Source organism: Vibrio intestinalis (assembly GCF_025195085.2).
Taxonomy (GTDB): Bacteria; Pseudomonadota; Gammaproteobacteria; order Enterobacterales; family Vibrionaceae; genus Vibrio; species Vibrio intestinalis.
Window position 1 is genome coordinate 86967 of sequence record NZ_JANAVY020000010.1, and the last position, 20529, is coordinate 107495.

Annotated in this window: 20 protein-coding genes and 1 riboswitch; of the genes, 10 read left to right on the forward strand and 10 right to left on the reverse strand. The window is 45.9% G+C overall.

What is annotated here, in order from left to right:
• Nucleotides 1–2 precede the first annotated feature (2 nt).
• The 4 genes from mscS to epd form a co-directional block, all read right to left on the reverse strand.
• The gene (mscS, locus tag MU515_RS13670; protein ID WP_260260979.1) at nt 3–869 is read right to left on the reverse strand and encodes a small-conductance mechanosensitive channel MscS; all 867 of its coding nucleotides are present in this window, start codon (nt 867–869) and stop codon (nt 3–5) included.
• A 326-nt stretch (nt 870–1195) separates the two neighbouring features.
• Entirely contained in the window at nt 1196–2272 is a 1077-nt protein-coding gene (gene fbaA / locus MU515_RS13675) for a class II fructose-bisphosphate aldolase (RefSeq protein ID WP_260260980.1), read from the reverse strand.
• Nucleotides 2273–2440: 168 nt separating this feature from the next.
• Nucleotides 2441–3601, reverse strand: coding sequence for a phosphoglycerate kinase (locus tag MU515_RS13680; protein ID WP_260260981.1), 1161 nt, complete (start codon nt 3599–3601; stop codon nt 2441–2443).
• A gap of 156 nt (nt 3602–3757) precedes the next feature.
• Entirely contained in the window at nt 3758–4798 is a 1041-nt protein-coding gene (epd, locus tag MU515_RS13685; protein ID WP_260260982.1) for an erythrose-4-phosphate dehydrogenase, read from the reverse strand.
• 196 nt (nt 4799–4994) lie between these two features.
• On the opposite strand from epd, the gene MU515_RS13690 reads away from it, so the two are divergent.
• Nucleotides 4995–5231, forward strand: coding sequence for a hypothetical protein (locus tag MU515_RS13690; RefSeq protein ID WP_260260983.1), 237 nt, complete (start codon nt 4995–4997; stop codon nt 5229–5231).
• Between the two features lie 63 nt (nt 5232–5294).
• On the opposite strand, the gene tkt is transcribed toward MU515_RS13690, so the two are convergent.
• Nucleotides 5295–7289, reverse strand: coding sequence for a transketolase (gene tkt, locus MU515_RS13695; RefSeq protein ID WP_260260984.1), 1995 nt, complete (start codon nt 7287–7289; stop codon nt 5295–5297).
• Between the two features lie 326 nt (nt 7290–7615).
• Between tkt and metK the strand changes: the two genes are divergently transcribed.
• The 8 genes from metK to ruvX all read left to right on the forward strand — a co-directional run bounded on the left by metK (nt 7616) and on the right by ruvX (nt 14203).
• The gene (metK, locus tag MU515_RS13700) at nt 7616–8770 is read left to right on the forward strand and encodes a methionine adenosyltransferase (RefSeq protein ID WP_260260985.1); all 1155 of its coding nucleotides are present in this window, start codon (nt 7616–7618) and stop codon (nt 8768–8770) included.
• A 286-nt stretch (nt 8771–9056) separates the two neighbouring features.
• Nucleotides 9057–9854 carry a DUF2189 domain-containing protein gene (locus tag MU515_RS13705; RefSeq protein ID WP_260260986.1) on the forward strand — a complete coding sequence of 266 codons (798 nt, stop codon included), beginning with the start codon at nt 9057–9059 and terminating at the stop codon, nt 9852–9854.
• 71 nt (nt 9855–9925) lie between these two features.
• On the forward strand, nt 9926–10423 hold the full coding sequence (locus MU515_RS13710) for a SprT family zinc-dependent metalloprotease (protein ID WP_260260987.1): 498 nt from the start codon (nt 9926–9928) through the stop codon (nt 10421–10423).
• Nucleotides 10424–10550: 127 nt separating this feature from the next.
• Nucleotides 10551–11246: an endonuclease gene (locus MU515_RS13715; RefSeq protein ID WP_260260988.1), complete on the forward strand. Its 696-nt coding sequence runs from the start codon at nt 10551–10553 to the stop codon at nt 11244–11246.
• Nucleotides 11247–11365: 119 nt separating this feature from the next.
• Nucleotides 11366–12097 carry a 16S rRNA (uracil(1498)-N(3))-methyltransferase gene (rsmE, locus tag MU515_RS13720; protein WP_260260989.1) on the forward strand — a complete coding sequence of 244 codons (732 nt, stop codon included), beginning with the start codon at nt 11366–11368 and terminating at the stop codon, nt 12095–12097.
• Between the two features lie 12 nt (nt 12098–12109).
• A complete protein-coding gene (gene gshB / locus MU515_RS13725) occupies nt 12110–13057 on the forward strand; it encodes a glutathione synthase (RefSeq protein WP_260260990.1) in 948 nt (315 codons plus the stop codon).
• Between the two features lie 91 nt (nt 13058–13148).
• Nucleotides 13149–13712, forward strand: coding sequence for a YqgE/AlgH family protein (locus tag MU515_RS13730; RefSeq protein WP_260260991.1), 564 nt, complete (start codon nt 13149–13151; stop codon nt 13710–13712).
• 65 nt (nt 13713–13777) lie between these two features.
• A complete protein-coding gene (gene ruvX / locus MU515_RS13735; protein ID WP_260260992.1) occupies nt 13778–14203 on the forward strand; it encodes a Holliday junction resolvase RuvX in 426 nt (141 codons plus the stop codon).
• Nucleotides 14204–14273: 70 nt separating this feature from the next.
• Here ruvX and pmbA read toward each other — a convergent pair whose 3' ends face one another.
• Nucleotides 14274–15617, reverse strand: coding sequence for a metalloprotease PmbA (pmbA, locus tag MU515_RS13740; protein WP_260260993.1), 1344 nt, complete (start codon nt 15615–15617; stop codon nt 14274–14276).
• 120 nt (nt 15618–15737) lie between these two features.
• Between pmbA and yjgA the strand changes: the two genes are divergently transcribed.
• Nucleotides 15738–16265, forward strand: a complete 528-nt coding sequence (gene yjgA / locus MU515_RS13745; RefSeq protein WP_260260994.1) for a ribosome biogenesis factor YjgA — start codon at nt 15738–15740, stop codon at nt 16263–16265.
• Nucleotides 16266–16345: 80 nt separating this feature from the next.
• Here yjgA and thiQ read toward each other — a convergent pair whose 3' ends face one another.
• The 4 genes from thiQ to MU515_RS13765 form a co-directional block, all read right to left on the reverse strand.
• Entirely contained in the window at nt 16346–17053 is a 708-nt protein-coding gene (gene thiQ / locus MU515_RS13750; RefSeq protein ID WP_260260995.1) for a thiamine ABC transporter ATP-binding protein, read from the reverse strand.
• On the reverse strand, nt 17040–18665 hold the full coding sequence (gene thiP, locus MU515_RS13755) for a thiamine/thiamine pyrophosphate ABC transporter permease ThiP (RefSeq protein WP_260260996.1): 1626 nt from the start codon (nt 18663–18665) through the stop codon (nt 17040–17042). Before thiP ends, thiQ begins: the two co-directional genes overlap by 14 nt.
• 8 nt (nt 18666–18673) lie before the next feature.
• Complete coding sequence (gene thiB / locus MU515_RS13760; RefSeq protein ID WP_260260997.1) at nt 18674–19666, reverse strand: thiamine ABC transporter substrate binding subunit; 993 nt, start codon at nt 19664–19666, stop codon at nt 18674–18676.
• A gap of 61 nt (nt 19667–19727) precedes the next feature.
• Nucleotides 19728–19838, reverse strand: a riboswitch (TPP riboswitch).
• A gap of 64 nt (nt 19839–19902) precedes the next feature.
• Nucleotides 19903–20526 (reverse strand): flavin prenyltransferase UbiX, encoded by a 624-nt coding sequence (locus tag MU515_RS13765; RefSeq protein WP_260260998.1) that lies wholly within the window; start codon nt 20524–20526, stop codon nt 19903–19905.
• Nucleotides 20527–20529 lie beyond the last annotated feature (3 nt).

Genomic DNA, 20529 nt, shown 5'->3' on the forward strand with positions numbered 1-20529 from the left:
AATTAGCCTTCCACCTTGTTTAGGTGAACATCCATTTGTGGGAATGGAATTTCAATACCCGCTTCATCCAGCGCTTCTTTAATCGCTTGCGTTGAATCAAAGTAAACATCCCAGTAATCGGCTGTTTTACACCATGGACGAACCACAAAATTCACAGAAGAGTCAGCTAGCGCCAGTACACCAATTTGGATATCAGGGTTCTTAAGAATACGCTCATCTTTCTCTAGCGCGGCACGAATTACGTTCTTAGTCAGTTTTAAATCTGCACCGTAAGAAACGCCGATAGTCAGATCGACACGACGTGTTTCATGGCGTGAGTAGTTCGTGATTGGGCCACCAATAACACCAGAGTTTGGCACAACAACCATTTTGTTGTCTGGCGTTTTTAGAACGGTTTGGAAGATTTGAATCGCTTCAACACTACCTGCAACACCGCCAACTTCCACGTAATCGCCGGATTTGAAAGGACGGAACGCCACAATCAACACACCAGCAGCAAAGTTAGATAGAGAGCCTTGTAACGCAAGACCAACAGCTAAACCCGCGGCACCAATTACAGCAACCACAGACGCGGTTTGAACACCAATGCGGCTTAGAGCAGCAATCAGCACGATAACAAATAGCATGTAGCGCACTAGGCCATGTACAAACTCAACAACAGCTTTATCTAGTTTCTTCTTCTCTAATACTTTCGAGACGCTGTTTGCCACCATCTTAGTGATGATGTTACCGATAAACAGAATTAGAACGGCTGAAATGATGTTTACACCGTATTGAACAAGTAAGTCTGAGTTGTTTGCCAACCAGTTTTCAGCATGGGCTAAGCCATCTACTAATGGAGTTTGAATCTCCACTGATTCACCTGACATAAAAATTTCCTCTTAAAATAAACGACTTAACAAGCCGCGCTGCTTTTATAACGACAAATTCCATATTGACTTTCTTAGTGAGGGCGTCAATTTTGCGCGACGATATCCCAATTTATAGATTATGCAAAGTCAACTTTGTGCAAAGATAATCAAAAACAGTGATTTAGGGGGCTCAAGATATCGACCTGTTAAAGATTACGCATGCACTTTACATTTCGCCACATTTTTTTAGCAAAAATTGCTTATGTCTTATAACTACTCAAAAAAAGAGCAAAAAAAACCCGCTCAATGAGCGGGTTTTCAAAACGATTAATTCTGAATCAGAATTATAGTACGTCGATAGCGTTAAGGTCTTTGAACGCTTGCTCAAGACGAGTAACCATTGAAGTTTGAGCCGCACGTAGCCATACGCGTGGATCGTAGTACTTCTTGTTTGGCGCATCTTCGCCAGTTGGGTTACCGATTTGGCCTTGTAGGTAATCGCGGTTTTCAGCTTCGTACGCACGGATACCATCCCAAGTAGCCCACTGTGTATCAGTATCGATGTTCATTTTGATAACACCGTAGCCGATAGACTCTTGGATTTCTGCTTCAGTAGAACCAGAACCACCGTGGAATACGAAGTTTAGAGCGTTAGGTGCAATACCGAACTTCTCTGCACAGTATGCTTGAGAATCACGTAGGATAGTTGGAGTTAGAACAACGTTACCTGGCTTGTAAACACCGTGTACGTTACCGAAAGATGCTGCGATAGTGAAGCGGTGTGAAACAGCGTTTAGTTTCTCGTATGCGTAAGCAACGTCTTCTGGAGAAGTGTAAAGCTCAGATGCGTCCATGTGAGAGTTATCTACGCCGTCTTCTTCACCACCAGTACAACCTAGTTCGATTTCTAGAGTCATGTTCATTTTAGCCATGCGCTCTAGGTACTTAGCAGAAATTTCGATGTTCTCTTCTAGAGACTCTTCAGAAAGGTCAATCATATGAGAAGAGAATAGAGGCTTACCAGTTTGAGCGAAGAACTCTTCACCCGCGTCTAGAAGACCGTCGATCCATGGAAGAAGTTTCTTAGCAGCGTGGTCAGTGTGAAGAATTACAGGGATACCGTAAGCTTCAGCTACAGCGTGTACGTATTTTGCACCAGCTACAGCACCAAGGATTTGAGCACCTTGACCTTCAAGTTTAACACCTTTACCAGCGAAGAAGCCTGCGCCACCGTTAGAGAACTGAACGATAACTGGAGCTTTAACTTTAGCCGCTGCTTCTAGTACTGCGTTTACTGAGTCAGTACCAACACAGTTTACTGCAGGAAGAGCAAATTTGTTTTCTTTCGCTACTTCAAAAACTTTCTGAACGTCATCACCAGCGATAACACCTGGTTTTACGAAATCGAAGATCTTAGACATGGGATGTAATCCTATTAGCTGTCATTTCCAAAAAATGGTCGTTTTATTAAAAAAACGATTAAGTTTAAATTCTTGCAAACGTTTGCTCACAATGCGCGCTATTCTATCAGAGAATAATGTGACATGCAGCAAACAAGAAAGCGGGAGAATACTCCCACCTTCATTTAATTATTTTGCGCGAGCTTCTAGCATTTCTACTGCTGGAAGAACTTTACCTTCTACAAACTCAAGGAAAGCGCCGCCGCCTGTTGAGATGTAAGAAACGTCCGCTTTGATACCGAACTGGTCGATTGCTGCTAGAGTGTCACCACCGCCAGCTACAGAGAAGCCTTCAGAAGCTGCGATTGCTTCAGAGATACCTTTAGTACCCGCTTCGAAGTTCTTGAATTCGAATACGCCTACTGGACCGTTCCATAGGATAGTCTTAGCGTTTTTCAGGATTTCAGCTAGCTCAGCAGTTGAATCTGGACCTAGGTCGAAGATCATGTCGTCATCTTGAACGTCAGCAACGTTTTTGATTTCAGCTTCAGCGTTCTCGTCGAATGCTTTTGCACATGCTACGTCAGTTGCAACTGGAATCGCACACTCGTCCATTAGCTTCTTAGCAGTACCTACTAAGTCAGCTTCGTATAGAGATTTACCAACGTTGTGGCCAGCAGCAGCGATGAATGTGTTCGCGATACCACCACCAACAACTAGTTGGTCAGCGATTTTAGATAGAGACTCAAGAACAGTTAGCTTAGTAGAAACTTTTGAACCACCTACGATAGCAACCATTGGACGAGCTGGCTTGTCCATTGCTTTGCCTAGAGCTTCAAGTTCGTTAGCTAGTAGAGGACCAGCACATGCTACAGGAGCGTGCATACCAACGCCGTGAGTAGAAGCTTGTGCACGGTGAGCAGTACCGAACGCGTCCATTACGAATACGTCACATAGTGCTGCGTAAGCTTTAGATAGCTCTTCTTCGTTCTTCTTCTCGCCTTTGTTGAAGCGAACGTTTTCAAGAACAGTTAGTTCACCAGCGTTTAGCTCTAGGCCGTTTAGGTAGTCTTTCGCTAGTTTAACTTCGCAGTCTAGTGCGTCGTTTAGGTAGTTAACTACAGGTAGTAGAGAGAACTCTTCAGCGTATTCACCTTCAGTAGGACGACCTAGGTGAGAAGTAACCATTACTTTAGCGCCTGCTTCTAGACAGTGCTTAATAGTTGGTAGTGAAGCTAGGATACGTGCATCAGAAGTCACTTTGCCTTCTTTTACTGGTACGTTTAGGTCAGCACGGATGAATACACGTTTACCTGCTAGATCCAGGTCAGTCATCTTGATTACAGACATGATTTGTCCTCTCAAATAATAAATAGATAAAGTTTTTGAAAACTCGGCAACCCTGCCAAGCCTGTTAATTCTTCAAACTGTTTGGGGATATGGAGACCCTTCAAACTTATTTCAAGGGAAAAAATAATTTTATTTCCATATTCCTTTTGGGCGTATTTAATTTGCGGTTTGCATCGCTAGCGCTGTGTCTAGCATGCGGTTGGCAAAGCCCCATTCGTTATCACACCACACCAGCATTTTCACCAAGTGACCATTGCTTACGCGTGTCTGCGTTCCATCAACAATGGCGCTGTGTGGATCGTGATTGAAGTCCACCGAAACAAGCGGCGCTTCAGTATAGTCAACAATATTACGTAATGTACACTGAGATGCGTTAACAATGGTTTGATTTACGTCATTAACTTTCACATTTGTACTAATTGTGACACTTAAATCCATCGCAGTAACGTTTACTGTTGGTACGCGCACTGAAATGGCTTCAAACTTGTTAGAAAATTTCGGGAATATTCTTTCAATACCTTTATGCAATTTGGTATCAACGGGGATGATGGATTGGCTCGCCGCACGCGTACGTCGCAAGTCAGTGTGATAGGCATCAATCACTTGCTGGTCATTCATTGAAGAATGAATCGTCGTAATGGTACCGGAATCAATACCAAACGCCTCATCCAATACTTTAATGATTGGCACAATACAGTTTGTCGTGCATGAACCATTAGAGACGATACGGTGCTCTGCTTTGAGCGTCTCGTGGTTAACGCCATAGATAATGGTGTTGTCGAGATCATTGGCACCAGGGTGAGAGAATAATACTTTCTTCGCACCCGCTTCTATATGGGCAAGGCCATCAGCTCTGCAACCATACACACCGGTACAATCTAATACGATGTCGACTTCTAAATCACGCCAAGGTAATAACTCGATTTCAGTCAAATGAAGAATGCGAATTGAATCTCTATCACCACTATCAGGCTGGCAAACGTCATGGTGAACATAAAGGTGTTCTTGATCGTGGGAGATTTTTTTTGCAAAGCGACCATGGCTAGTATCGTACTGGAGTAGATGCGCCATTGCTTCAGGTTGAGCCAGCTCATTAACCGCAACCACCTTTATCTGTTGGTGCTTGCCGCTTTCGTAAATGGCTCTTAAGACATTACGACCGATTCGTCCAAAACCGTTGATCGCAACTTTCAGCATGATTCCATCGCCTTAGAAAATTTTCGTGGCACAAATATTACCCGATTGTTATGCAAAACGCATCAATAGAGTGAGATCGACCGCAAAAGCATTTTATAAAACATACAGGTGAATAATGAGTTAATGCTAAGCTAATCTCAGTGAGTCATTCCTGCGGCTATCTGAACACCTAGTTTTTCAACCAAAGGAACAGGTTATGCGATCATATCCAGCCACTCACTTTTGTACTAAGTGCAATATGGAAACTCCTCATAAAGAGATATTGGTAAGAAAGCCAAGTAGCTACGATACGGATACTTCTCTATTAGGCAGAATCCAATTACTCGCTCATATCTTTATCAATGGCGGCCATTACTACGATATGGATCGCTACGTAACCTGTAAGGTTTGTGGCACGAAAGAGCTTGATAACAAGGGTAATGAATTCGAGTAACGCAGAGTACAAACATAAAAAAACCGAGCCTAAGCTCGGTTTTTACTTTTCTACACTAAACGATTAAGCCAGTAGCTCTTGCGCCGTGTTTAATACGTTTTCTTTCGTGAAACCGAACATTTTGAATAGTTCGCCTGCTGGTGCAGATTCACCGAATGTCGTCATACCGATGATGCGACCATCGAAGCCTACATACTTGTACCAGAAGTCTGCAATGCCCGCTTCAATAGCGATACGTGCTGTTACATCTGATGGAAGTACTGCTTCGCGGTAAGCTGCGTCTTGCTTGTCGAATGCATCTGTTGATGGCATCGAAACTACGCGTACTGCTTTACCTTGTGCTGTTAGCTCTGCTGCGGCTTCTACTGCTAGCTCAACTTCAGAACCTGTCGCGATTAGGATTAGCTCTGGCTTGCCAGCGCAATCTTTCAGGATGTAACCACCTTTTGCGATGTTCGCTACTTGCTCTGCATCACGCGCTTGTTGCGCTAGGTTTTGACGAGAGAAAATAAGTGCGGTTGGTGCATCTTTACGTTCGATAGCCAGTTTCCAAGCCACTGCTGACTCAACTTGGTCACATGGACGCCATGTGCTCATGTTTGGCGTCATACGTAGAGAGGCGATCTGCTCAACCGGTTGGTGAGTAGGGCCATCTTCGCCAAGACCGATAGAATCGTGCGTGTAAACTTGGATGTTCTGAACTTTCATCAGAGCAGCCATACGCATTGCGTTACGAGCGTATTCCATGAACATTAGGAATGTTGCGCCGTAAGGAACGAAACCACCGTGTAGTGCGATACCGTTCATGATAGCTGTCATGCCGAATTCACGTACACCGTAGTGGATGTAGTTGCCCGCAAAGTCGCTAGCTTCTAGAGACTTTGAACCAGACCACATAGTCAGGTTAGAAGGTGCAAGGTCAGCAGAGCCGCCCATGAACTCAGGTAGCATTGCACCAAACGCTTCTAGTGCGTTTTGCGATGCTTTACGTGATGCGATGTCGGCTGGGTTAGCTTGAAGATCTGCAATGATTTGCGTTGCTTTCTCTTCCCACTCAGCTGGCAGGTCACCATTTAGACGACGCTTAAGCTCAGCTGCTTCCGCAGGGTAAGCCGCTGCGTAAGCGTCAAATTTAGCATTCCAAGCCGCTTCTTTATCAGCGCCAGCTGCTTTTGCATCCCACTCAGAGTAAACGTCAGCAGGAATTTCAAATGCAGGGTGTTCCCAACCTAGGAACTCACGTGCAGCTGCAATTTCTTCAGCACCTAGTGGAGCGCCGTGACAATCGTGTGAACCAGATTTGTTTGGCGAACCAAAACCGATGATGGTTTTAGTACAGATTAGCGTTGGACGAGGATCCGCTTTCGCCGCTTCAATTGCTGCATTGATTGCATCAGAATCATGGCCATCAACTGCAGGGATTACGTGCCAGCCGTATGCTTCAAAACGCTTAGGTGTATCGTCAGAGAACCAACCTTCAACGTGACCATCGATAGAGATGCCGTTGTCATCCCAGAATGCAATCAGCTTACCTAGACCAAGCGTACCCGCTAGCGAACATGCTTCGTGCGAGATACCTTCCATCAGACAGCCATCACCCATGAATACATAAGTGAAGTGGTCAACGATGTCGTGGCCTTCTTTATTGAACTGAGCCGCTAGTGCTTTTTCTGCTAACGCCATACCTACTGCGTTAGTGATACCTTGACCTAGAGGACCTGTTGTTGTCTCAACGCCTGGTGCATAACCGTACTCAGGGTGGCCTGGAGTTTTAGAATGAAGTTGACGGAAGTTTTTCAGATCATCAATAGATAGCTCGTAACCGCTTAGGTGCAGTAGCGAGTAAATCAACATAGAGCCGTGGCCGTTAGACAGAACGAAACGGTCGCGGTCTGCCCACTCTGGGTTTGCTGGGTTATGGTTTAGGTGTGAACGCCAAAGAACTTCAGCGATATCAGCCATACCCATAGGTGCGCCAGGGTGACCAGAGTTAGCTTGTTGTACGCCATCCATGCTTAGAGCGCGGATTGCATTGGCAAGGTGTTTACGAGAAGACATGTCTGCTCCTAAGTGCAATAAAGCGAAATGATTGTAGGAAATTTGAGGCGGTATTCTCTCAAAGCACCTATTTCACTGCAAACGTTTTCCAGACAAATTAACCACAAATATTCCGTTTTTATCGCCATTTTCTTTCAAGTTAATAAAATTACTCCGCAAAACACGCAAACGTTTGGTAATCAGTGAGAAGAAAAAATAGCTTGTAATTCGAGCCATCAAATTTAAAATAGACGTCTAGATGTAGATACACCTACAAACATTAACGGTATTGAGACGAAATGGTCACGTACCTTTTCGTCATAACTTAATTTTAAAGTGGAGCTCACATGGCTAAGCACCTGTTCACTTCTGAGTCTGTTTCAGAAGGCCATCCAGATAAAATCGCAGACCAAATCTCTGATGCTGTTCTTGATGCGATCCTAGAACAAGACCCAAAAGCACGTGTTGCTTGTGAAACTTACGTAAAAACCGGCATGGTGATGGTTGGTGGTGAAATCACTACTTCAGCATGGGTTGATATTGAAGAGCTAACTCGTGAGACAGTACGTGAAATTGGTTACGTACACTCAGACATGGGCTTTGATGCGAACTCTTGTGCAGTACTAAACACCATCGGTAAGCAGTCTCCAGACATCAACCAAGGTGTTGATAAAGCCGATCCTAAAGAGCAAGGCGCAGGCGACCAAGGCATCATGTTTGGTTACGCGACTAACGAAACTGACATCCTAATGCCAGCTCCAATTACTTACTCTCACCTTCTTGTTCAAAAGCAAGCAGAAGTACGTAAGAACGGCACACTACCTTGGCTACGTCCAGATGCAAAATCTCAGGTAACGTTCCAATACGACCAAGGTAAGATCGTTGGTATCGATGCTGTTGTTCTTTCAACTCAGCACTGTGATTCAATCTCTACTCCTGACCTACGTGAAGCAGTAATGGAAGAGATCATCAAGCCAGTTCTACCATCAGAGTGGATCAGCAAAGAGACTAACTTCTTCATCAACCCAACTGGCCGTTTCGTAATCGGTGGTCCAATGGGTGACTGTGGTCTAACTGGTCGTAAGATCATCGTAGATACCTACGGCGGCGCAGCTCGTCACGGTGGTGGTGCATTCTCTGGTAAAGATCCATCGAAAGTAGACCGCTCAGCAGCATACGCAGCACGTTACGTTGCGAAAAACATCGTAGCAGCTGGTATGGCTGATCGTTGTGAGATTCAACTTTCTTACGCTATCGGTGTTGCAGATCCAACATCAATCATGGTTGAAACGTTCGGTACTGAGAAAGTACCTCACGAAGTAATCATCGAAGCTGTACGTCAAAACTTCGACCTACGCCCATACGGTCTACAAGAAATGCTGAACCTACTTCAGCCTATCTACAAGAAGACTGCGGCATACGGTCACTTTGGTCGTGAAGAGTTCCCTTGGGAAGCGACTGATAAAGCTGACATCCTACGCGATTTCGCTGGCATCAAGTAATCACTGCCAACCAAATCTAAACAAGCCCTCGCCTTTTGGCGGGGGCTTTTTGTATCCACTCCTTCCCACTGCACACAGAACAAAATTTCAGCAATTATTTGTAAATTACTCCGACTCCGCCAATAGTTAAAATAATGTTAAATGTCATTAGACAAATAACTCAGCGATGCGGGCTCACGCCGGAGATGTCTTTAGCTTCACTCGATACAGTAAGTCAGACACAGTAAGCCAGACATCAAAATGCTTCGTATGAACGAAGTAAAGTGAGATAAATCAAGGAGGAGTTATGCCTCGCACGGTTCACCCGTCCGATTTGCACAGCAAAGACAAGGACAGCAAACATTCCGAATATGCACGCACCATTGAGTGTAATCAGCTCAGTGTGTCCGCCCCATTTCATTGGCTATCGCTCGCCCTGCACGACTTCATTCGCATGCCGCTGATCAGCGCCTTTTACGGCCTTTGCTTTATGGCAGCAGCGATTGGCATTGTGCTACTGATTCAATGGCAAGGTACTCACTTAGTCGTGATGCCAGCCTTGGTGGTCTACATGTTAATCGGCCCTTTTCTCGCCCTTGGCCTCTACGATGCCAGCTGGGAAAGAGAAAAAGGCCACTCAGCCAGCTTGCTGCATTCAATGAAAGCGATAGGACGAAACTCCACCTCGCAATGGGCCTTCGCCGTTTTGCTGGCGGTAAGCATGATTTTCTGGATGCGTATAGCAGCGTTACTGCACGCGCTTTACCCTTCAGTGCAAGGCGCGCCACTCACGGATTTCTTGCCCTTCCTCATCATAGGTTCGGCAGTAGGGTTTGTGTTGGCTTGCGTAGTGTTCAGTATTTCAGCTTTCTCGATTCCGTTGATGATGGAAAGACGGGTCGATGTGATGACAGCGGTGTTCACCAGTTTTAACGCAGTACGCTCTAACATCCCTGCCATGATCGTCTGGGCAGCTCTGATTTGCGGCGGTATTTTGATTGGTTTCGCGACTTACGGAATCGGCATGCTCTTTACCATGCCAATCTTGGGTTACGCCACTTGGCACGCTTACCACGAGACCATCAAAAAGAAACACACGCCCTAATGCTTAACAGCTACCATCAAGCACGTTATGATGCCCCGGCCCATTGGTTGGGGCTTTTTTTAGGATTAAACGTGGATTTCGAATTAAATTACCAAGTGAAACAAGTGATGGCAGATTGCTTGGTCAAAGCGCAGCAAGCGTTTCAACGTTCCTTCCCTCTACCGATAATCAGCTACAAATTACGTGGTAAAGCGGCAGGTAAGGCTTATCTGCAATTAAATGAAATTCGACTAAATCCAGTGCTATTTGCAGAAAACCAACACGCTTTTTTGCAAGAAGTAATTCCTCACGAGATGGCTCACCTCATCACTTATCAGGTCTATGGCCGTGTCCGTCCCCATGGCAAAGAATGGCAAGGAGTCATGGAGCAAGTGTTAGGCGTACCCGCTAAAACCACCCACAGCTTTTCAGTCAACTCGGTACAAGGCAAAACGTTTCAGTACCAATGCAGTTGTAGCACTCACCCACTGACTATTCGCCGCCACAATAAAGTAATAAGAAAGCAAGCCACTTATCGCTGTCAGCAATGCCATCAAACTTTGGTATTTACGGGTAAACAACTGAGTTAACCCTTCACTCAGCGCACTGATTCATCGGACTTAGCGACTTAAATTACCAATTGAGCTAAATATCATCATAGACCTACAAAAATGAGTGTTATGATTAATAAAGTCATACTTTCTAAACACTTTATCTATGAAAAAATTCATTTGGTTTGGCTTGGCACTAGTGACCAGTGTGGCGGTTGCTGCGCCACCTAGCTCATTCTCCAAAGCAAAAAAAGAAGCGGTAAAAATCTACCGTGATCACCCGACCAGTTTTTACTGTGGCTGTGACATCACTTGGCAAGGTAAAAAAGGCATTCCCGATTTAAACGCCTGTGGCTATAAAGTCCGTAAACAACAAAAACGCGCTTCCCGCATCGAATGGGAGCATGTTGTTCCTGCATGGCAATTTGGCCACCAGCGCCAATGTTGGCAAAACGGCGGAAGAAAGAATTGCACCAAAAAAGATAAGCAATTTCGTTTAATGGAAGCTGACCTTCATAACCTGACGCCGACCATAGGTGAGGTAAACGGTGACCGTTCCAACTACAACTTCAGTCAGTGGAATGGTATCGATGGTGTCAGCTATGGCCGCTGTGAGATGCAAGTGAACTTCAAGCAACGTAAAGTGATGCCACCCGATCGCGCCCGAGGATCTATCGCTCGAACTTACCTCTACATGAGCCAAGAGTATGGCTTTAAGTTATCGAAACAGCAGCGTAACTTGATGGCCGCCTGGAACAAACAATATCCTGTAGACTCGTGGGAATGTGAGCGCGACAAACGCATCGCCAAAGTTCAGGGCAACCATAACCCGTTTGTTTTTAAGGCTTGTCTAGCCCAGTAATTTCAAGGTTAAGTGAGTGACTCCTCATTTAAAGAGAAACTCACTTTACCCCTTGTTTTTTAGCACTAACGCATCCATGTTAGTTTTTATATCAACCACTCAGCTGGAACCTAATAACCATGCGAATTCCACGAATTTATCATCCAGAAACCATTCAACAACTTGGCCACTTAATGCTAGGTGATGATGCTGCAGGCCACATTGGCCGAGTGCTACGAATGAAAGAAGGCCAAGAAGTGCTTTTGTTTGATGGTAGTGGCGCTGAATTTCCAGCGGTAATTTCTGAAGTGACCAAAAAATCGGTACAAGTGGATGTTACCGAGCGTGTTGAGCGCAGCAGAGAGTCACCATTAGATCTGCATTTAGGTCAGGTGGTGTCGCGCGGTGATAAGATGGAATTCACTATCCAGAAATCCGTCGAGCTTGGCGTAAATACCATTACTCCGCTTATTTCAGAGCGCTGCGGTGTTAAATTAGATCAAAAGCGTTTTGAGAAAAAGCTCGCCCAATGGCAGAAGATTGCCATCAGTGCTTGTGAGCAATGTGGCCGCAATACCGTGCCAGAAATTCGCCCAATTATGGCGCTCGAAGAGTGGTGCGCTGAACAATATGATGGCCTTAAGCTCAACCTACACCCTAGAGCGAAATACTCCATCAACACATTACCGACTCCTGTAGAGAAAGTTCGTCTGCTGATTGGCCCTGAAGGCGGCCTATCTTCAGCAGAGATCGATATGACACAAGAGTATCAATTTGAAGAGACGCTGCTTGGCCCTCGCGTACTACGTACTGAGACAGCAGCCTTGACCGCAATTACCGCCCTTCAAGTTCGCTTTGGCGATCTTGGCTAACCGGAGAAGATCATGATTAAACTTGGCATCGTGATGGACCCAATTTCGTCCATCAACATCAAAAAAGACTCTAGCTTCGCCATGATGCTTGAGGCTCAGCGCCGCGGCTACGAAATCCACTACATGGAAATGAATGATCTACACTTAGATCAAGGTGTTGCGGTAGCAGATACCAAAGTCGTTGAACTTAAAGAAGATCCTAACGGTTGGTACCAATTTAAGTCAGAGCAAACCATTGAGCTGGCAGAATTAGATGCAGTACTGATGCGTAAAGATCCTCCTTTCGATACTGAATTTATTTACGCGACATACATTTTAGAGCGCGCAGAAGAGAAAGGAACGTTAATCGTAAACAAGCCACAGAGCCTACGTGACTGTAACGAGAAACTCTTTACTGCTTGGTTCCCCGAACTAACACCGACAACCATTGTGACGCGCAAAGCTGAGAAAATTAAAGACTTTCGTGAGCAACACGGTGACGTGATCTTAAAACCACTCGACGGTATGGGTGGCGCTTCTATCTTCCGTGTCAAAGAAAACGATCCAAACGTATCTGTGATCATCGAGACCTTGACTAACCACGGTCAAAACTACGCGATGGCACAAACGTTCGTTCCGGATATCAGTAACGGTGACAAACGTATTTTAGTGGTCGATGGCGAACCGATGCCTTACTGCCTTGCTCGTATCCCAGCCAAAGGTGAAACACGTGGCAACCTTGCAGCTGGCGGCACCGGTGAAGCTCGCCCACTAAGCGAAACGGATCTTAAAATTGCTCAAGCTGTTGCTCCAACGCTAAAAGAGAAAGGTTTGATCTTCGTTGGTTTAGATGTGATTGGCGACAAGCTGACTGAAATCAACGTAACAAGCCCAACCTGTATTCGTGAAATCGAAGCGGCTTTCGATATTTCGATTACAGGCAAACTGATGGATGCCATTGAGCGTCGCTTAAATAAATAAAGCCATTCGAGGCCAATACCGTGCGAGGCAGACAAAATCTGCCTCCTACAAATCCTCACTTACAGTGGCAATCAATAAGGTTGATGTGATAATGAATTTGACTAACCATTTTTTAGTCGCAATGCCTGGCATGAAAGATCCTTATTTCCAGCGCAGTGTTATCTACGTATGTGAGCACAACGAAGATGGCGCGATGGGTTTAATGATCAACTCTCCCATTGAAGTGACCATCGGCAAAATGCTGGAAAAAGTAGACGTTCAACCGGTTCATCCTCAACTGAAAACAGACAAGTTAGAGATGTCTGTGCTCAATGGTGGCCCTGTTTCAGAAGATCGCGGGTTCATTTTGCATCAACCTAAAGATCGTTATGAATCCAGCATCCAAATGACCGAGCAGATCATGGTAACCACCTCGAAGGATATTCTGAGCGTATTAGGCACTGAAGCCGAACCGAACCAGTATATCGTCGCACTGGGTTATTCAGGTTGGGAACCCGGTCAACTTGAAACTGAATTAGCCGAAAACTCATGGCTGACGATTGAAGCTGACCCAAACATCATGTTTGAAACCCCAGTCAAAGAGCGCTGGCAAAAAGCAGTGCAAATGCTGGGTATTGATGTCGCACAGCTCTCTAGCCAAATTGGTCACGCATAGTTTGTATGTGTCGTTGATGACACACGATTGTGACCTTTCAATCCAATCTCCAAGGCAGTAACTTTATGTCTCAAACAATCATGGCTTTCGATTATGGCACCAAAAGTATTGGTAGTGCGATTGGCCAAGAGATCACAGGAACCGCTTCACCACTGAAAGCGTTTAAAGCCAATGATGGCATTCCAAATTGGGATGATATCGAAAAGCAGATTAAAGAGTGGCAACCTAACTTGCTGGTGGTTGGCCTTCCAACCGACTTACACGGTAAAGATTTAGAAAGTATTACCCAACGTGCGCGTAAGTTTGCTAAACGCCTACAAGGCCGTTATGGCCTACCTGTCGAGCTACACGATGAGCGACTATCCACAACCGAAGCTCGTGCCGACTTGTTCGCGATGGGCGGCTACAAAGCCCTAACCAAAGGCAATGTCGATTGCCAGTCTGCTGTGGTGATTTTAGAAAGCTGGTTTGAAGCTCAATGGGGCGAATAGCCAAACGCTAAGTTCTATTGAAATAAAAATCCCAAGCCTAAGCTTGGGATTTTTTTAATTTGTTCGACAATTATTCGCCAGCAATCTTCATCGATTCAAGCAAGATAGAACCCGTTTGAATCTGCGATCGCGTTTCAACGTCATTACCAACGGCAACAATCTGCTGGAACATCTCTTTCAAGTTGCCTGCGATCGTCACTTCAGACACAGGGAATTGAATCTCGCCATTCTCAACCCAGAAACCCGCAGCACCGCGTGAGTAATCACCGGTTACCACATTCACGCCTTGTCCCATGGTTTCAGTCACCAATAAGCCCGTGCCTAGCTCTTTCAGCATTTGCTCGAAGCTTTGCCCTGTTGATTGCACAAACCAGTTATGAATGCCACCAGCGTGGCCTGTTGGGGTCATATTCATCTTACGCGCAGCGTATGAGGTTAGTAGGTAAGTTGCCAATACGCCGTCAGTGATGATTTCACGATCTTGAGTAAACACACCTTCGCTATCAAATGGGCTTGATGCTAAGCCACGCAGAATGTGCGGGCGCTCTGCAATGTTAAACCATGAAGGCAACACCTGCTCACCAAGCTGATCCAATAGGAAAGAAGATTTACGGTAAAGATTGCCACCGCTGATTGCCATTACTAAGTGGCCAATCAAACCTGTTGCCACATCCGCAGCAAACATCACTGGGTATTTGCCCGTTGCTAGCTTTTGCGGGTCAAGACGGCCTACCGTTTTTTCTGCTGCTTCACGGCCAACCTTCTCTGGTGTCCAAAGCTCATCTACATGCCGTGCCACCGTGTAGCTGTAGTCACGCTCCATTTCACCATTTTGGCCTTGGCCAATCACACAACAGCTCGTGCTATGACGGCTTGATGCGTAGCTTGCAAGTAGACCGTGACTGTTACCATACACTTTTAAGCCATAGTGGCTGTCGTAGCTTGCACCATCACTCTGTTTGATTTTGTCACTGTAAGACAGCGCATGACGCTCAGCTTCAATGGCGATTTTTGCTGCGTGGTCAGGATCTGGCGTATCAGGATGGAACAGATCCAAATCAGGGATCTCTTTGACCATCAACTCTTTATCAGCCGGGCCAGCGTATGGATCTTCCGACGTGTATTGCGCAATATCTAATGCCGCCAATACCGTTTGCTGAATCGCTTTTTCGCTTAAGTCAGACGTCGAAGCACTGCCTTTGCGTTGACCACGGTACACAGTGATACCCAAAGCGCCATCACTGTTGAATTCAACGTTCTCTACTTCACACATACGAGTAGAAACGCTCAAACCTGTCGACTTACTGATCGCGACTTCTGCGGCATCCGCCTTTTGCGCAGCCATTTCAAGAGCTTTTGCTACTGCGGCTTCTAGCTCAACTTGCTGTTGGGCAACTTGTTGTCTTACGTCCATATCTTCTTATGTGATGATGTTTGTTCGCTATTCGATATAGATAGGATAACAAGAATTTCGCTTTCTCCCCACGATTGTTGTTAAAATAGAGAAATAGATGTTCAAATTAGGGCAAAAGAGATGGCTCGTAAGAATCAAAAAGCGCCATGGGAACCGGAAGAAGAGATCATTTGGGTTAGTAAATCCGAAATGAAACGTGACATGGAAGAGTTACAAAAGCTAGGCGAAGAGCTTGTAGGTCTAAAACCATCAGTTCTGGAAAAATTCCCGCTAAGTGAAGACCTTGCCGAAGCAATTCATGATGCGCAGCGTTTTAAAAATGAAGCGCGTCGTCGTCAGCTTCAACGTATCGGTAAACTGATGCGTTACGAAGATCCGGAACCGATTCAAGCGGCGCTGGATAAAGTACGTAACAAACACTCGCAAAACACAGCCGTTCTGCACAAGCTTGAACAGCTACGTGATCGTGTTGTGGAAGAAGGCGATAGCGCCATTGCTGACGTACTAGAGCTATACCCAGACGCAGACCGTCAACGTCTACGTCAACTTGCTCGCCAAGCAGCAAAAGAGAAAAAAGCCGGTAAACCTGCAAAATCATACCGTGAAATTTTCCAAATCTTAAAAGGGCTTAACGACGAAGATTATTAATCTCTTCTCGGTATGAGTCGTTCAGATACGCAAAAAGCAGCCATTGGCTGCTTTTTTGTTATGGCGCTACTCAGATGTAACTACGAGCGACTTGCTTGAACGAACGCACTCAACTCTGAATTGGGATGACTGATCGATAGCGTTGCAATCTTATCGGCGACCGCCACTCTACCCTGCGCGACAAAGGCAAAATCCGAGGCAATAGCTTTGGCATCACTAAGATGGTGCGTCACCATAATCACCGTTAGATTTCGCTCTTTGGCTAAGCGTTTTACCAAGGCGAGCATCTCTTCTCGCAACACTGGGTCTAATGCAGAAAAAGGCTCATCCAGCAGCCAAATCGAGTGAGGCTGAACAAAACAACGCGCTAAGGCGACACGTTGCCGTTGCCCACCAGAAAGTTGCTCCGGTAGCCTATCCAACATTTCACTTACGCCAACTTGCTCAGCCGCTTCAATCACTTGCTGCTTTTGTGCTGCAGTCAGTTTTAAACCCGGATTAAGGCCAAGGCTAATATTCTCACGCACGGTTAAATGGGCGAACAGATTGTGCTCTTGGAACAACATCGCAAGTGGTCGTTGATGGGGCTGCTTACCCACTAGGCTGATACCATCAGCCCACAACTCACCACTTTTAGGTTCGATAAAGCCTGCCATTAATGCCAACAAGGTAGATTTACCAGCACCACTTGGCCCCATCAAAGCCAATATCGCCCCTTGCTCCACTTCTAACTCAAAGTGAAAGCCTTCGTTGTGATAGTCATAATCGACTTGTTTAACGCTGAGCATACTTTACCTCTGTATTCCTTTGTGCGTGAGTACCCGATACACGGCCAAACAGCTTTTCAATTAGGCTAAAGCAGCCCACACTTAAAATAAGTAATGTCAGAGACACCGCCGCGGCCGCTTCCATCTGATAGCTTCCGAGCAATTGGAATAAATACAGTGGAAGGGTTCTAAAATCTTGACCGCCAAATAAAGCAATCGCGCTTAAATCACCAATCGCGACCATAAAGCTGATTGAAAACGCATGTGCCATTGGCTTTGCCAAAGCACGCCACTCAATCACCTTAAATCTTTGCCAACCGCGAATACCTAAGCTCGCGCACAGGTACTGATACTGCTGTTCAATATGCAGCATCGGCTGAGATAAGGTTTTGACGATATACGGCAAACCCATCAAGGCATTAACGGCCACAACCACGAAAAATGCCAAACTAAAGATATCGCTAAATGAGCGCAGCAGTAAAAACAACCCAGTTGATATTACCAGCCCCGGCGCGACCAAAATGATGGTGCCGATTAGCTCAATTTTATCCGCCTGTTTAGCACGGCTGTTAAGTCGTAAACGCCGGCTGGTTAGCAAGATGGCAATACCGGCAGTTAATGCGATCACACTGGCGACAATCGCAACTCGAAGCGATGCGAACAGCGCTGACCAAAAACGTTCATCACCTAACACGGCCAGTGCCTGCCAATTCAAACCACTTAGCACCACCATCAGCAATGGCGGAATAACCAGTAATACAGAAAAACTAATCCAAGCCCAGTCCCAACTACGAGTCAGCTTGGTATCGTTAACCATATACGGTGTGGTTGAGCGGCTTCCCGAGGTGACAGGCATGGGTTTCGCTAAACGTTGAATGGTCAAAGCCATCACTCCGCATAGCAGCATTTGCCACATTGCCAGCAATGCTCCTGCTTGTAGGTCAAAATCAAATTTGATTGCTTGATAAATCGCCAGCTCAATAGTGGTCGATTTAGGCCCGCCGCCCAGCGCCATGACAGTGGCAAAACTGGTAAAGCAAAGCATGAAGACTAAGCCACTGACATGAGGCAATTGCTGTCGTAATCTCGGCCATTCCACCCATTTGAATTTCTGCCATTGGGACATCCCTAGATGGGCGCATAATTTATGTTGCTCTTGGGGAATAGTTTCAAGAGCTTGCAGCAACAAGCGCGTTGCATAGGGCAAATTAAAAAATAGATGGGCGAGCAAAATACCGTTTAAGCCATAAATGGAAAACGGTAATTCTTTATCTAACGCCTGCAGACCATCAGCAATTAAGCCGCTATTGCCATATATCGCTAGCAAACCAAATACCCCCACCAGCACAGGCAATACCAGCGTGGTACTAAACAGCCTTAGCATTAACGCTTTGCCTTTAAACTGGCGGCGAGATAACGCATGCGCCACTGGCAATGCGAGGCCAACACTAAGCAGGGTCGATAAGAATGACTGATAGAAGCTGAATTGAGTAACGTGGCGATAGTATGGGTCTTGCCATACATGCAGCACGTTAACGCTAGGCGCAGCATGAATTAACGCACCAAGCGCCCCAATAACAAAGGTCGCGATAAATATCGCGACCCAGAGACCTAATTTAGGTATGCGATTCACAGAGAGCTCTACTTAATCAAAGCGTTTTGCCACTCGCGAATCCATGCTTTACGTTGGCTAGCCACTTCATCTGAAGTGAAGCTTAGTCCTTTAGAAGGAACGGTTAGAGTTTCAAAACCTTTTGGTAACTCTACTGCCGTCACTGGGTACATCCAGTTGCCGGTAGGCATTTCAGATTGGAACTCGTCAGTAAGGATAAATTCTAAGAACTGATCAGCCAGTTCGCCGTTTTTCGTGCCTTTAACTTTTGCCGCAACTTCAACTTGCATGTAGTGACCTTCAGAGAAGTCTGCCGCTGCGTAGTTAGCATCTTGCTCAGCGATTAGGTGGTAAGCCGGAGAAGTCGTGTAAGACAGCACTAAATCAGATTCACCCTCAAGGAACATAGAGTAAGCTTCTGACCAACCTTTGGTTACAGTTACGGTTTTCTTAGTGAGTTGCTGCCATGCTTGCGCGGCATCATCACCATAGACAGACTTCATCCACAACATTAGGCCTTGGCCCGGAGTTGAAGTACGAGGGTCTTGGTAAATCACTTTCAGATCATCACGAGATTCCACCAGCTCTTTTAGGCTTTTCGGCGGGTTCGCTAACTTCTCTTTGTTGTACACAAATGCAAAGTAACCGTAATCGTATGGTACGAAGGTTTTGTCTGACCAACCATTAGGTAACGTCACTGAAGAGGTATCAAGATTATGCTCAGCGAGGAAGCCTGTTTTCTTCGCTTCTGCGACTAGGTTGTTATCTAACCCCAGCACAACATCGGCTTTGCTGTTGCCGTTCTCAAGACGTAGGCGATTTAGAATCGATACACCATCATCTAGAGCAACAAAATTGATGTCACAGCCACATTGCGCTTCAAAGGCTTTTTCTACTTTTGGGCCTGGGCCCCAGTCAGCAGCAAATGAATCGTAGGTGTATACCGTTAATGTTTTGTCTGCGGCAAAGGCAGAAGTCGCGGTCAAGGTTGCGATCGCAAGGGTGGTTAAGGTGGTTTTCACTGTTCGCTCTCTCCGTTTTGAGCGGCACAGGTTTGAGGTCGGCGTTTAATTATCCATATCAATTAAATCCAGACTCAATTCCTACGCCAGCATTATCTGGTTCAGGTCCACGGGTTCCGGCAGCAAAACCGATCTCAGCCATAAAAATTCGTTGGCTCCCCGATGAGTATGGGTTGGATTGTAATCATTCCGTTAACCAATAGCTAGCGGAATAAAAGCAGCAATATGGCCTAAATTTAGTGGCGAGAATCGTAACCCCAGCGAGGTACTAAACCTTGTTCAACACCGAGGTGGTCAAGAATTCGCGCTACCATAAAATCAACCAAATCTTCAATCGACTTGGGTTGATGATAAAAGCCCGGCGCAGCAGGCATAATCGTCACGCCCATTTGCGACAACTTGTGCATGTTCTCTAGGTGCAGCGTAGAGAATGGCGTTTCACGCACCACAAGTAGCAACTGGCCACGCTCTTTCATCACCACATCAGCAGCACGTTCAATCAGGTTATCCGACATGCCGTGAGCAATCGCGGCAACACTGCCTGCTGAACAAGGACATACCACCATCTGCTTAGGCGCAGCAGAACCTGAAGCGACTGGTGAGAACCAGTCATCTTTGCCGCAAACAATCAGCTTGTCTGGGTCACACTGCAGGTGCTCGACTAACGCTTTTTTGGCCGCATCTGGCCCACTAGGTAATTTAAGGCCGTGCTCGGTGGCCAGTACCACGCGAGCGGCCGATGAGATCAGCAAGTACACTTGATAATCAGCAGCTAATAAGCACTGTAATAGTCTCAACCCATACGGTGCACCAGAGGCGCCCGTAAATGCTAAGGTAATCGACTTGCTGTTTTCACTCATAAG